Source organism: Pseudomonas fluorescens (assembly GCF_000967965.1).
In the GTDB taxonomy this organism is placed as follows: Bacteria; Pseudomonadota; Gammaproteobacteria; order Pseudomonadales; family Pseudomonadaceae; genus Aquipseudomonas; species Aquipseudomonas grandcourensis.
The window spans coordinates 128057-140597 of sequence record NZ_LACC01000009.1; the positions used below are offsets into that span (position 1 = coordinate 128057).

At 58.2% G+C, this 12541-nt stretch carries 14 protein-coding genes and 1 tRNA gene; 6 read left to right on the plus strand and 9 right to left on the minus strand.

Annotated features, from left to right (window positions below):
- Positions 1–8 precede the first annotated feature (8 nt).
- On the minus strand, positions 9–395 hold the full coding sequence (locus VC35_RS06330) for a c-type cytochrome (protein ID WP_046038545.1): 387 nt from the start codon (positions 393–395) through the stop codon (positions 9–11).
- 265 nt (positions 396–660) lie between these two features.
- On the opposite strand from VC35_RS06330, the gene VC35_RS06335 reads away from it, so the two are divergent.
- Both VC35_RS06335 and VC35_RS06340 read left to right on the plus strand, forming a co-directional pair.
- A complete protein-coding gene (locus tag VC35_RS06335; RefSeq protein WP_046038546.1) occupies positions 661–2286 on the plus strand; it encodes an NADP-dependent glyceraldehyde-3-phosphate dehydrogenase in 1626 nt (541 codons plus the stop codon).
- A gap of 44 nt (positions 2287–2330) precedes the next feature.
- Positions 2331–3371: an FUSC family protein gene (locus VC35_RS06340; RefSeq protein ID WP_046038547.1), complete on the plus strand. Its 1041-nt coding sequence runs from the start codon at positions 2331–2333 to the stop codon at positions 3369–3371.
- 15 nt (positions 3372–3386) lie between these two features.
- Here the strand turns inward: VC35_RS06340 and VC35_RS06345 are convergent, their stop codons facing one another.
- Entirely contained in the window at positions 3387–4280 is an 894-nt protein-coding gene (locus VC35_RS06345; protein ID WP_046038548.1) for a DMT family transporter, read from the minus strand.
- Positions 4281–4416: 136 nt separating this feature from the next.
- Between VC35_RS06345 and VC35_RS06350 the strand changes: the two genes are divergently transcribed.
- On the plus strand, positions 4417–4854 hold the full coding sequence (locus tag VC35_RS06350) for an Lrp/AsnC family transcriptional regulator (RefSeq protein WP_046038550.1): 438 nt from the start codon (positions 4417–4419) through the stop codon (positions 4852–4854).
- 56 nt (positions 4855–4910) lie between these two features.
- On the plus strand, positions 4911–5240 hold the full coding sequence (locus VC35_RS06355) for a YceK/YidQ family lipoprotein (RefSeq protein ID WP_046038552.1): 330 nt from the start codon (positions 4911–4913) through the stop codon (positions 5238–5240).
- Positions 5241–5299: 59 nt separating this feature from the next.
- Here the strand turns inward: VC35_RS06355 and VC35_RS06360 are convergent, their stop codons facing one another.
- Complete coding sequence (locus tag VC35_RS06360) at positions 5300–5971, minus strand: Bax inhibitor-1/YccA family protein (RefSeq protein WP_046038554.1); 672 nt, start codon at positions 5969–5971, stop codon at positions 5300–5302.
- A 123-nt stretch (positions 5972–6094) separates the two neighbouring features.
- On the opposite strand from VC35_RS06360, the gene VC35_RS06365 reads away from it, so the two are divergent.
- Positions 6095–6182, plus strand: a tRNA-Ser gene (locus VC35_RS06365).
- 146 nt (positions 6183–6328) lie between these two features.
- Here VC35_RS06365 and VC35_RS06370 read toward each other — a convergent pair.
- From VC35_RS06370 to VC35_RS06390, 6 genes are all read right to left on the minus strand, one after another.
- Entirely contained in the window at positions 6329–7750 is a 1422-nt protein-coding gene (locus VC35_RS06370; RefSeq protein ID WP_046038555.1) for an OprD family outer membrane porin, read from the minus strand.
- A gap of 5 nt (positions 7751–7755) precedes the next feature.
- Positions 7756–7917 (minus strand): hypothetical protein, encoded by a 162-nt coding sequence (locus tag VC35_RS29470; protein WP_185754748.1) that lies wholly within the window; start codon positions 7915–7917, stop codon positions 7756–7758.
- A 31-nt stretch (positions 7918–7948) separates the two neighbouring features.
- Complete coding sequence (locus tag VC35_RS06375) at positions 7949–8887, minus strand: pirin family protein (RefSeq protein ID WP_046038556.1); 939 nt, start codon at positions 8885–8887, stop codon at positions 7949–7951.
- Positions 8888–9042: 155 nt separating this feature from the next.
- On the minus strand, positions 9043–9669 hold the full coding sequence (gene ycaC, locus VC35_RS06380) for an isochorismate family cysteine hydrolase YcaC (protein ID WP_046038557.1): 627 nt from the start codon (positions 9667–9669) through the stop codon (positions 9043–9045).
- A 76-nt stretch (positions 9670–9745) separates the two neighbouring features.
- On the minus strand, positions 9746–10426 hold the full coding sequence (locus VC35_RS06385) for a hydrolase (RefSeq protein ID WP_046038558.1): 681 nt from the start codon (positions 10424–10426) through the stop codon (positions 9746–9748).
- A 76-nt stretch (positions 10427–10502) separates the two neighbouring features.
- Positions 10503–11369, minus strand: a complete 867-nt coding sequence (locus tag VC35_RS06390; RefSeq protein WP_046038559.1) for a pirin family protein — start codon at positions 11367–11369, stop codon at positions 10503–10505.
- A gap of 110 nt (positions 11370–11479) precedes the next feature.
- On the opposite strand from VC35_RS06390, the gene VC35_RS06395 reads away from it, so the two are divergent.
- A complete protein-coding gene (locus tag VC35_RS06395; protein WP_046038560.1) occupies positions 11480–12382 on the plus strand; it encodes a LysR substrate-binding domain-containing protein in 903 nt (300 codons plus the stop codon).
- The last annotated feature ends 159 nt before the right edge of the window (positions 12383–12541 follow it).

The following is a 12541-nucleotide window of genomic DNA, read 5'->3' on the forward strand; positions in this document are numbered from 1 at the left end:
CGTTCTTGTTATTGGATTTGCTGGCCGGACATAAAGGCAATCAGCGCCAGGAACTGTTCTTGCGAACACTGCATGCACATGCCCATCGGCGGCATGCCGTTGTAACCGTTGATCGCGTGGTCGAGCAGCGTGTCGGCACCCTGCAATACCCGTGGTTGCCAGGCCTTGATGTCGCCGGTCAGCGGCGCCCCGGCCGCCGGGTTGGCGTGGCACAGCTTGCAGCTGTTGTCGTAGACCTGCGCCAGCTCGACGTCGGCGGGCCTCGCTGCGCCTGCTTCGCTGCGGGTCGGCGGGTTGTTCGGCTTTTCGCCGCACCCGGCAAGCAACGCCGCAAAGACACACCCCACCAAGGCCAAACAAAGGCTAGGCTTTTCAGTTAATCGGCTTGCCCGCATGGCTGTCCTCTCAATGGCTGCCCGGCCAGCCGGGTGCAGCTCTTTTTGTTGTGATCAAGGAGAGTCAACATTAAGGCACCCCGCGCGGGCGGGTTGAGGGCATTGGGGGCCAACAAGGGGCGCTTCTGAGGCCATGACGGAAGGCTCCGATAAGTCCCCGGACATCACGCTGTGCGGAAAAACGCTGAGATGAGTCATGACAAGCGTTGCTGAGGTCTGCTAAAACGATTCATCAGTGCATCAGCCAATCCAGAGGGGTAGCGACATGACCACAGCCAATATTCTTCAGAACCTGTTCCCAAGCCCCGCCGACATCCCGGAAAAGTACCGCCTCGACGGCCAGACCGAGCAGCGCGAGTACCTGGTCGATGGCGAACTGAGAACCTGGAACGGGCCACTGGCCCAGGTCCGCAGCCCGGTGTACCTGGCAGGCCCGAATGGCGACGAGCAAGTGATCCTCGGCAGCACCCCGCTGCTGGATGCCGACACCGCGTTGACCGCCCTCGACGCAGCAGTCCGTGCCTACGACCGCGGCCAGGGCCTGTGGCCGACCATGCGCGTGGCCGAACGCATCCAGCACGTCGAAACCTTCCTCGGGCGCATGCGCGAGCAGCGCGACGCCGTGGTCAAGTTGCTGATGTGGGAAATCGGCAAGAACCTCAAGGACTCGGAAAAAGAGTTCGACCGCACCTGTGACTACATCGTCGACACCATCAACGCGCTGAAGGAACTCGACCGCCGTTCCAGCCGCTTCGAACTGGAACAGGACACCCTCGGCCAGATCCGTCGCGTACCGATGGGCGTGGCCCTGTGCATGGGGCCTTACAACTATCCGTTGAACGAAACCTTCACCACGCTGATCCCGGCGCTGATCATGGGCAACACCGTGGTGTTCAAGCCAGCCAAGCTCGGCGTGCTGCTGATTCGCCCGCTGCTGGAGGCCTTCCGCGACAGCTTTCCGACCGGGGTGATCAACGTCATCTACGGCAGCGGCCGCGAGACGGTCAGTGCGTTGATGGCCAGCGGCAAGATCGACATCTTTGCCTTCATTGGCACCAACAAGGCCGCCAGTAACCTGAAAAAACTCCACCCGAGACCCCACCGCCTGCGCGCGGCGCTGGGCCTGGATGCGAAAAACCCGGGCATCGTCCTGCCGGAAGTGGATCTGGACAATGCGGTCAGTGAAGCGGTGACCGGCTCGCTGTCGTTCAATGGCCAGCGCTGCACCGCGCTGAAGATCCTGTTTGTCCACGAAGACGTGGTCGAGTCCTTCATCGAAAAATTCAATGCCAGGCTCGCCAACCTCAAACCCGGCATGCCCTGGGAAAGTGGCGTAGCCCTGACGCCGCTGCCGGAATCGGGCAAGGTCGACTATCTGCATGCACTGGTGGCGGACGCCGAGAGCAAAGGCGCCAAGGTGGTCAACCCCAACGGCGGCGAAGCTCGTGCGTCGTTCTTCTACCCGGCGGTGCTGTACCCGGTCACGCCGCAGATGCGGGTTTATCAGGAAGAACAGTTCGGCCCCGTCATCCCCATCGTGCCGTACCGGCATCTGGATACCGTGATCGACTACGTACTGGAGTCGGACTTCGGCCAGCAATTGAGCATCTTCGGCACCAACCCGGTGGCGGTCGGCCGGCTGGTGGACACCTTCGCCAATCAGGTCGGGCGCATCAACCTCAATGCCCAGTGCCAGCGCGGCCCGGACACCTATCCCTTCAATGGCCGCAAGAACTCGGCCGAAGGCACCTTGTCGGTCCATGACGCACTTCGGGTGTTTTCGATCCGTACCTTGGTAGCCACCAAGTTCCAGGAGACCAACAAGGACCTGATCAGCGAGATCATCAGCGGCCGCAGTTCGAGCTTCCTGACCACCGACTACATCTTCTGAGGAGAGCCAGCCTGAGTACATCCATAGCCCATCGACTGCCACCCTTGCTGCGCCGACTGCTGCGTCCGCTGCTGGACCCGTACCGGCGCTACCGCCATGCCCGAGTGATCCATGCGGTGCGGGTGTCGCTCGGGTTGCTGGCGACGATCCTGCTGACCACCGGGATCAATCTGCCCCACGGTGAGTGGGCGTCGGTAACGATGCTGGTGGTGATCGGCGGCTTGCAGCACCACGGCAACATCGGCAAGAAAGCCGCCGAGCGCGCCATCGGCACCTTGATCGGCGCCGGTGTCGGCCTGGTACTGGTGGCACAACACGCCTGGCTCGGGATGCCCTGGCTGACCTATTTCGCGATGTCGGTGGTCTGCGGGGTTTTCTCGTATCACGCCATCGGCAAGGGTGGTTACACGGCGCTGCTGTCGGCGATTACCGTGTTCATCGTTGCCGGGCACGGCGACAACCCGGTCACCGATGGCTTGTGGCGCGGGGTGGATATCCTGATCGGCATTGCCCTGGCCCTGGCGTTTTCCTTCGCCCTGCCGCTGTACGCGGTTTATTCCTGGCGCTACAACCTGGCCGATGCGCTGCGTGATTGCGCGAAAATCTACGGGCGCATCATTGACGGCCAAGCCATCACCGCCGACGAACACATCAAGCTCATGACCCGCCTGAACGCGGCGATGGTGCAACTTCGTTCACTGATGCCCTCGGTGTCCAAGGAAGTGAAGATTTCCATAACCGACCTCGATGCCCTCCAGCGCAACCTGCGCATGTGCGTCAGCACCCTGGAAATCCTCGGCAATACCCGACCGGATGCCAATGACCCCGAGGCGATGTCGCTGATGCAAACAGCATTGAAAGCCGAGCATCGGCAGATTCGCGTGCAATTGATCGGCATGGCCCGGGCGTTGAAATCAGGCGCCGCCCAGCGGCTCAATCGTCCCGTGGATGTGCCGCTTGTCAGCCTCGATGCGCCGGTCTACAACATGCTGGACGGCTATCGCTTGCTGACTCAACAACTGGCCGCCAACGTCGGCGAGATGTGCCAGCGCCTGGCCAAGAGCGCGCCGCGCTGGAATATCTGACGCCTGGGGCGCGGGTTACGGCGTCACCGTGCGCCGAAACTTCAGCGACCAGCCTTGTTGCATGCCGGCAGCGGCCAGCAGAATCGCCGCGACGCCGATCCATTGCAGCGGCTCCAGGCGATGGTCGAAAGCGAACCAGTCGACGAAAATCGCCGCGATCGGGTAGATGAAGGACAGCGCGCCCGTCAGCGCAGTCGGCAGTTTTTGAATCGCGCCGTACAGCAACACGTACATCACGCCGGTGTGCACCATGCCCAGCGTCACCAGGCTGGCCCACGCACTCGGTGCCTGCGGCAGTACGGAAAGATTCGCGAATGGCGCGAGCAACAACACGCCGGTGCTGACCTGGATCAGTGCGATCAAATGCGGCGGGGTCCCAGTCAAACGCTTGATGATCAACGCGGCAATCGCGTAGAGAAACGCCGCGCCCAAGGCCAAGGCAATGCCCATCAGGTAATCGCCGCCGCTCTCGCCCTGGCTGCCATGGGCGCTGACAATCGCCAGCATCCCGAGAAACGAAACGCCCAGCCAGGTCAGTTTCTGCGCGGTGATCTTTTCGTTGAGGAACAACGCCGCCAGCCCGACCAGCATGAACGGCTGGACGTTATAGACGGCGGTGCCGATGGCAATTGACGCCCGGGAATAGGACGCGAACAACAGCACCCAGTTGCCGACAATCGCCACACCGCTGAGCACGGCGAGCAGGAACGTGGTGCGGGTCAGAATGCCGGGGCGCAGAAAGCCAAAGGCCGCGCAAATCAACAGCAAGGTGCCGGCACCGAACAGGCAGCGCCAGAACACCACGTCCAGCACCGGTTGCCCGGACACCAGCACGAACCAACCGATGGTGCCGGAGATCAGCATGGCGGCCGTCATTTCGAACGAACCGCGGCGTAGGGATTTGTCCATCATCAGACTCCTGTGTTTGTGGCCAAAGTATGCCAATGCACCCAGGGGCTACTCCAGAGCAAAAAGCAGGCTAAACTCGGAATCTGCCTTTTTTATAAAGGCCATTTGGAAAAAACGCCTAACGGAGGGTTTCGCCATGACCGATGACATCGACCAGCTGCTGATCACGGCGCTGATGGAAGACTCGCGGCGCTCGCTCAAGGCCCTGGCGCAAATCAGCGGACTGTCCTCCCCCAGCGTTGCCGAGCGTTTGCGCCGCCTGGAGGAACGAGGCGTGCTCAAGGGCTACACCGTTGAAATCGACCCGAAATGCTTTGGCTATCAACTCCAGGCCATCGTGCGTATTCGCCCGCTGCCGGGGCAATTGCAGGAAGTGGAACGGCAAATCATGGCCATTCCCGAGTTCACCGAGTGCGACAAGGTGACCGGCGACGACTGTTTCATTGCGCGCCTGCATGTGCGCTCGATGGAACAACTGGACACCCTGCTCGACCGCCTCAACACCCACGCTGAAACCAATACGGCGATCGTCAAGAAAACCCCGGTCAAGCGCCGGTTGCCGCCCATGGCGTGAGTGATATTTATTTCAGCCTGCAGTAGATTGATGGTTTCCGGCGAAGGATTGACGGCATGAAAACTCTGGCAATGCTGCTCGTGGCAATGACGCTTGCGGGGTGCGGCACGATTCAGACGGTTGTACGCAGTGACGAAGCGGCCGCAAAAAGCCTCAAGGACCACAAGAGTTATTGCGGCGCGGTACCACGAATCTACAGCGGCGTGACCTACGACTTTTGCACGCTGAATGCGCCCCTGGAAAAAGGCCGCGATGAGCAGGTACATGATAGTGCCCCTGCCATTGTGCTGATTGACGTGGTCATCTCCGGCGCTCTCGATACCCTGCTCCTGCCCTACACCATCTACCGCCAGCAAGCCGATGGCAGCATCGTCATTACAGAGTAATCCTGGATTTGTGGTAATAAAAAACCCGCCTGGGCGGGTTTTTTACTCAATGCCAACGATCAGTCATCGCGGCCCATGATGCCGAACAGCTGCAACAAGCTGATGAACAGGTTGTAGATCGATACATACAGGCTGATGGTGGCCATGATGTAGTTACGCTCGCCGCCATGGATGATGGCGCTGGTCTGGAACAGAATGCAGACCGAGGAGAACAGCACGAAACCTGCGCTGATCGCCAGTTGCAGGCCGCTGATCTGGAAGAACATGCCCGCCAGCGTCGCACCCAGCAGCACGAAAAAGCCTGCCGTGATGAAACCGCCGAGGAAGCTCATGTCCTTGCGGGTAATCAGCACATACGCCGACAGACCGCCGAACACCAGTGCCGTCATCGCGAACGCCGAGCTGACCACTTCAGCGCCGCCCTGCATGCCCAGGTAACGGTTAAGGATCGGGCCCAGCAGGAAACCCATGAAACCGGTCAGGGCAAATGCCGACACCAGGCCCCAGGCCGAATCACGGAGTTTGTTGGTGAGGAAGAAAAGACCGTAGAAGCCGATCAGCACCACGAAAACGTTCGGGTAGCCAACACGCATCTGCTGGGCAACGTAGGCCATTACACCGCTGAAAGCCAGGGTCAGGGCGAGCAAGCCGTATGTGTTGCGCAGGACGCGGCTAACCTCTAGCTGCTCAGCCTGCACGCTGTTATTAACTGCGTAATCCTGTTCGCGCATGGCGACACTCCTGTTGGTTTGAAACGTTCAGTCGCAAAGATCATAACAGACGCTCTGTAACAAGCTATGCAGAGAGTTTGACAGTGTGTTTCATTCAGGTATTATGGCGCCCGCAACGCAAACGGAGGTGTGGCCGAGTGGTTTAAGGCAACGGTCTTGAAAACCGTCGACTGTAACAGGTCCATGAGTTCGAATCCCATCGCCTCCGCCATATTTGTACCGACAAAGCCCTGATTATTCAGGGCTTTGTCGTTTCCGGGGTTTGGAAAGAATCTCGGCGCAGGGCATGTGTTCCATAACTATTTTGGAGGCGTTCCAGAACTCAGCCAATTTTCAGCCCTGCATTCTTGCAACCTGCTAAAAAATACTGAACGGGTAGTCCACGATCACCCGGTATTCATCGGCGTTCGAATTGCCACGGGTATTGCCCGGTGCCGTGTAGCCGTCACCGGTGCGGTGAGTAGCCCAACGCAGCGTCAGGTTCAACCCTTTGGCCTTGCCGGCCGGCACGGCATAACGCAGGGCTACATCGCGCTCCCAATGGTGGGCGTCTTTTCCATCAGCATTGAAGATGTAGCCGTACCCTTTGCTCGCAGGATCTACCCGGGTCAGATCGGCTTCACCTCGGGTATAGGACGTGCTGAGTTGGACATCAGGTGCGTTCAGATACTTCAGGCTGGTCTGATACTGAAGTTTCCAGGACTTCTCCCCCGGGCCGTTGAAGTCGGCGAACTGCTGAGAGTTACTCAGATACAGGAAGGACCTGTCATCCTGTGCCACATAGTCGAACGGCGTATTGCCATCGATTTTTTGCAGGCCCAACGTCAGGCTCTGCCCGTCGCCGGACACCGTCAGACCACCACTGTAGGTATCGTTGGCAATGCCCCCGAGCTGGCTCTGGCCCTGATCACGGGTTTTGAAATAATGCAGATACGGTGTCAATGTCAGCGAATGGGTTAACGTCAGAGGCCAGCTTACTCCCGCGTAATATTGATTCCAGATGTCACTCAATTGTCCGCCATAGACCGTCAGCGTCACGGTACCCGGAACGCTATAAACTACGCCCGTCCAGATCATGTTCGGACTTTCTCGGTCGGCAGGTACGCCCGCCTTGTTGCTCGAGCCATAACTGGTAATCAGGTGGCTCTGGCCACTTTGATTGCGCAGCCGTGTGGAGTCGACCCAGCCGGCATCAAGCGTCAGGTCCGGTACGCTGTAGTTCTTCAATGCGACGCCACGAAAGGTCTGGGGAAATACCCGGCTGACGCCGCCTGCAACGACAGGGTTCTCCAGATACTGATCACCGGCCTGAACGAGGCTGCCAAAGCCCCTGAATTTAATCGTTGCTCCTGCAGCTGAAAAATCCGATTCCGGCTCTTTTTTTGAGTTCAGCGGAAGCAGTCCAGCGCCACCACTGCCCCCTCCTCCATCAAGCTTGAGTCCATAAAACCCGTGAACATCAATGCCGACGCCAATTGGCGTATCGGTGTACCCGGAGCGAAAGGACAGGTAAGCACCTTGTACCCATTCACGCTGGTCAAGACGCGTCGGGGTATCGTGGTTATCGCGGCTCAAGTAATAGTTGCGCAACAGTCCATTGAGCGAAGAGCCATTGACAAAACCGGCCGGCACCGCCATTTCAGCTTTCTGCCGATCATTGATTCCGGTGCTGAGGTTGTCCCGCTGGCCCAGCGAGTTGTCTGCTTCGGCATGACTCATCGCCAATGAAACGCCAACCGAAAGAAAAACACCCAATAGGCGTTTCAGGGGATTGGTCATCGACGCTACTCCTTCTTAGGGTGAGAGCTCTCAAGCAACGCTACCGTGGCTATGGTACCTGCGCGCAGGCGTCCTCTAAGTCCTGCGGCAACGGCGTGCAAGGCAAACAGGAGCACCATCTTGTCGGGGTTGAACACGATCTGGATGTAATAGATCAGGGGGGACATTGAAAGGCTCTTTCCCGTGGCATCACGCGCGTTACCACGGCAACCGCGGAGCGACCAGACGCTCCCCGTCAAAACCCTCAACGTCACCGAAGCGCTCCAGGTCCCGGCTGTTCCAGGCCTCAAGAGCCTCGGCGATTTCCTCCTTGCTGTGGCCAACGAAATTCCACCACAGTTGTATTTCCTCGGCAAAAGGTTCACCTCCCAGCAGTAAGGCGCGCGAGCCCTGGGTGGATGACAACTCAATCTCGCTGAGGCCGCGTCCCAGATAGGCCAGTTCATTGCGGAAAATGGTCTGGCCGTTGATGGTGAACGTGCCTTCCAGCGGTAGGATGCCGTGTTCGAATTGCGGCTCCACGGCCAATCGAATAGAGGCTGCCCCCTGACTCGCCAGGTCCATTCCTACAAGCGGCGAAAAAATGCGGCTGGGGGCGGTGCGACCGTCGAAGCTCCCGGCCAGCAGGGTGAACTTTACGCCACCGTCATCCCAGACTGGCAAGTCCGGATAGTGATCGAAAGTGGGAGCGCAGTTCTCGTCACCTTCCGGTAAGGCAATCCATAACTGCGCGGCGTGCAGATGGTGCTCGTCAGGAAGCGACTCTTCTGTGTGGGTGATACCCCGTCCGGCCGTCATCAGGTTGACCTGACCCGGACGAATGATCTGGACGTTGCCCAGACTGTCGCGGTGCAGCACCTTGCCCTTGATCATCCAGGTGAATGTCTGCAAGCCGATATGCGGATGGGGGCCGACGCGCAGGCCCGCTTTTTTTTCAAACACCGCAGGGCCGGCGTGATCGAGAAAACACCAGGCGCCGATCATTCGTCGCTGGCGCGAGGGCATCAATCGGTTGACGGTGATCCCGCCACCGACTTCGGCAGAGCGCGCAGTGATTCGTTGAATGGCTTTAATGCCCTCCTCCATCGGACAATCCAAGGAAGAGGACAGCAGACATTGGGGCTCTTGATTGCTCATTGTTATCTCTCTCGCGGCCAAGGCTTTATGCTTGATGATCCAGACATAAAAAGCCTCAAGCAAACCGCATCGACTGAAACAGGCCCCAATAGATCAGGGCCTGTTCAACACACTTGTAAGTGGCCACTGATGCTGACGTGGCTCCTGACTCGAACTTACTTATCGGAAGTCAGTTTGGTGTAGCTGGTGATCAGGTTGCGATAGTCCGGAATGTGGTTGGAGAACAGCGTTCCCAGCCCTTCGATGTCGTTGCGCCAGTCGCGGTGCAGCTCGCAGGCCAGGCCGAACCAGGTCATCAATTGTGCGCCGGCAGACGACATGCGGTTCCATGCAGAATCACGGGTAAGGGCATTGAAGGTGCCCGAGGCGTCAGTCACCACAAACACCTCAAAACCCGCCTCGATCGCCGACAACGCCGGGAACGCCACACAAACTTCGGTCACCACCCCGGCGATGATCAGCTGCTTCTTGCCGGTAGCCTTGATGGCCTTGACGAAATCCTCATTGTCCCAGGCGTTGATTTGCCCTGGGCGCGCAATATAAGGCGCATCCGGGAACAGCGCTTTCAACTCCGGCACCAGCGGGCCGTTCGGGCCGGTTTCAAAGCTGGTCGTGAGAATAGTCGGCAGTTTGAAGTACTTGGCCAGATCGGCCAGCGCCAGCACGTTGTTCTTGAACTTGTCCGGATCGATGTCGCGTACCAACGACAACAAACCGGTCTGATGGTCGACCAGCAACACAGCCGCTTGATCTTTGTCGAGACGCTTGTATGCAGTGGACATTTCATTCTCCAGGTGAACAACGGAAGCCCCGATGGCCTCCACTGATGAGGGAGTACTCCCCTCGTGTTGGATTCAGTTACTTGCGTTGGGAGTCCAATACTTCATGGTTGCTCGCTACAGCTTGAGCCTTCATGTAACTTTCGATCAGCAACTGATAGGCCGGGAAAATTTTGGTGTAAACCTCCGCCCATTGTTGTGCATCGTCGCGGTTCCAGCTTTTTTGTAGCTCAGATGCAACAGCGCCGGTATCCATCGGGACAACACCTGCCTGTACCACTCGAGCAAGCGTAATTTCCTGGGCCATCTTGGTGTAGGTGCCGGAGGCATCGACCACCGCAAAGACCTGATAACCGTCATAGACGGCGCTGATGGACGGGAAGGCCATGCAAACGCTGGTGATGGTGCCAGCGATGATGAGCTGCTTCTTGCCCGTGGCCTTCACGGCGGCGACGAATTCCGGGTTGTCCCAAGCATTGATCTCACCCTTGCGCGCCACGTATTGGGCGTGTGGGGCGTTTTCATGAATTTCGGGGATCAACGGGCCGTTTGGGCCTTGTGGAACTGAGGCGGTGGTGATGACCGGAATCTTGGCCAATGTCGCCATTTTGGCCAACGCCGCGGCGCGCAGGCGTAGCTCGGGCATCGGCATATCGCCCACTGTCTGGAACAAGCCACTCTGGTGGTCGATCAGCAGCATGGCGACATTGGATGGGTCTATGACAGGTCTCTGGTTGTTGAAATTAGCCGGGGTACTCATGACGTTCTCCTATGAGAAAAGACGGCTCAGCCGCCGACAGACTTCGCAATGTCAACCAATGACACTCCGAAAATGATCACGGGGTCATCTGTCCAAAGTGGCCGCTGTTGAAATCTGTGATGGCCTGGACTACTTCTGCTTGGGTATTCATGACAAACGGACCTTGGCCAACGATGGGTTCATCGATGGGTTCTCCACAGAGCAGGACCAATTTCGAATCGCTACTGGCCTCCAGCAGCAGCTTGACGCCAGCAGGGTCAAGCAGCACCACCTGTGCATCCCGCAAATCTGCGCGGCCATTGACCCCAATGCCCCCAGAGAGCAGGACGACTGCACAAGTGAAGCCAGCCCTTAATTGCAGGGAAATGCTTTTGCCTGCGTTCAGACGTATGTCCCATACATCCATGGGCGTGAATGTCCGTGCGGGGCCCTTGCGCCCGGCGTACTCACCGGCAATCACGCGCACTTGACCTGCATCGTCAGGCAGGCTGACTTGCACGATGTCGCGATTCAAAATCGTCTGATATCGAGGTACAGAAATCTTGTCTTTCGCGGGCAGATTCACCCACAGTTGCACCATCTCCAGTGTTCCACCGGTGATACTGAAATCCGCTGAGTGATACTTCTCATGAAGTATCCCGCCCGCCGCTGTCATCCACTGAGCATCTCCGGGGCCGATCTTGCCGCCAGCACCGGTGGAGTCCTGATGCTCCAGCTCGCCCTGATACACAATCGTCACTGTTTCGAACCCGCGCTGCGGATGCTGGCCTGTCCCTCGCCTATGGCTCGAGGCCTGAAAATCCGTGGGTTCTGCATAATCAAGCCTTAAAAACGGGCTGATATGGCGCCCCAATATGCTGTACGTAAACAATGACCGCACAGCAAAGCCATCGCCCATCCAGTGCCGCTTGGGACTGCCGTAGATACCCAGAATCTTCTTCATGGATCATCGCCCCTGATGAAGCCAGGCACTAACCTTAGTCGCCGAACTTGGATGTCGGTAGTCGGCGGATTAGACTTCACAGTCCTGAAAATGGAACAGTGAGACCTCCCGTGATTGATCTGAACGAACTCTTCATCTACGCCAAAGTGGTTGAACACGGCGGTTTCGCCCCTGCTGGCCGCGCATTGGACATGCCCAAGTCAACTTTGAGTCGCCGGGTCAATCAGCTGGAGAGTCGGCTGGGAGTACGGCTGATCCAGCGCTCGACACGGCAGTTTCAAGTCACTGACATTGGCCAGGCCTACTACCGGCATTGCGTGGCGATGATGGCCGAGGCGGAATCGGCAGAGGATGTGATCGAGCAGAATCGCTCGGAACCGCGCGGTGTGATCCGCTTGAGTTGTACCACCCCATTGCTGAATTTCTGGATCGCCCCAGTACTGGGCCGGTTCATGGCGCAGTGCCCGTCAGTCGAGCTTTATGTGAAAAGCTTTAACCGACGGGTCGACGTCATCAGCGAAGGGTATGACCTTGCCTTGAGTCTGTGCTTTCCACCATTGGAAGACAGTGAGTTGGTGATGAAAGTATTGGCGAAAAGCCCTCAGATACTGGTTGCCAGTCCGACCATCGCGAAGCAGTTTGCTGACCTTGAATTGCCAGCAGATTTGAGCGCTCTGCCTAGTGTTGCCTGGGGCGCGGCTCAATCGCATTACCACTGGCAACTGAGCGGCCCCAATGGCGAAACCGCCCAGGTCAGTCATTTCCCGCGTCTGGTCAGTGACGATATTGCCGTACTTAAAGGTGCTGTACTCGAAGGTGTCGGTATTGCGGTGTTGCCACTGACAACGGTCAGTCGGGAGTTGGCTGATGGCCGCTTACTTACGCTGCTCGAAAAATGGCAGCCTGTTGAGGGCGTAATCACGGCAGTGTTTCCTTCCCGCCGAGGGTTGCTCCCTTCTGTGCGGGCACTGATTGATTTCCTTGCGAAATCATTCGAGGGGCATCCCGCGTGACGCCTGTCGAGAGATGCGATGACAAAAAAACAGACGCTTTACTCACACGATTGAGACTTACCAGTTTGAATCACACCTGATTCTCCCGCGACGGACAGCAATCGGCCAATAACTGTCCCGCCACAAACACCGCGCAACGCGGTAGAGCGAGTCCCCTTC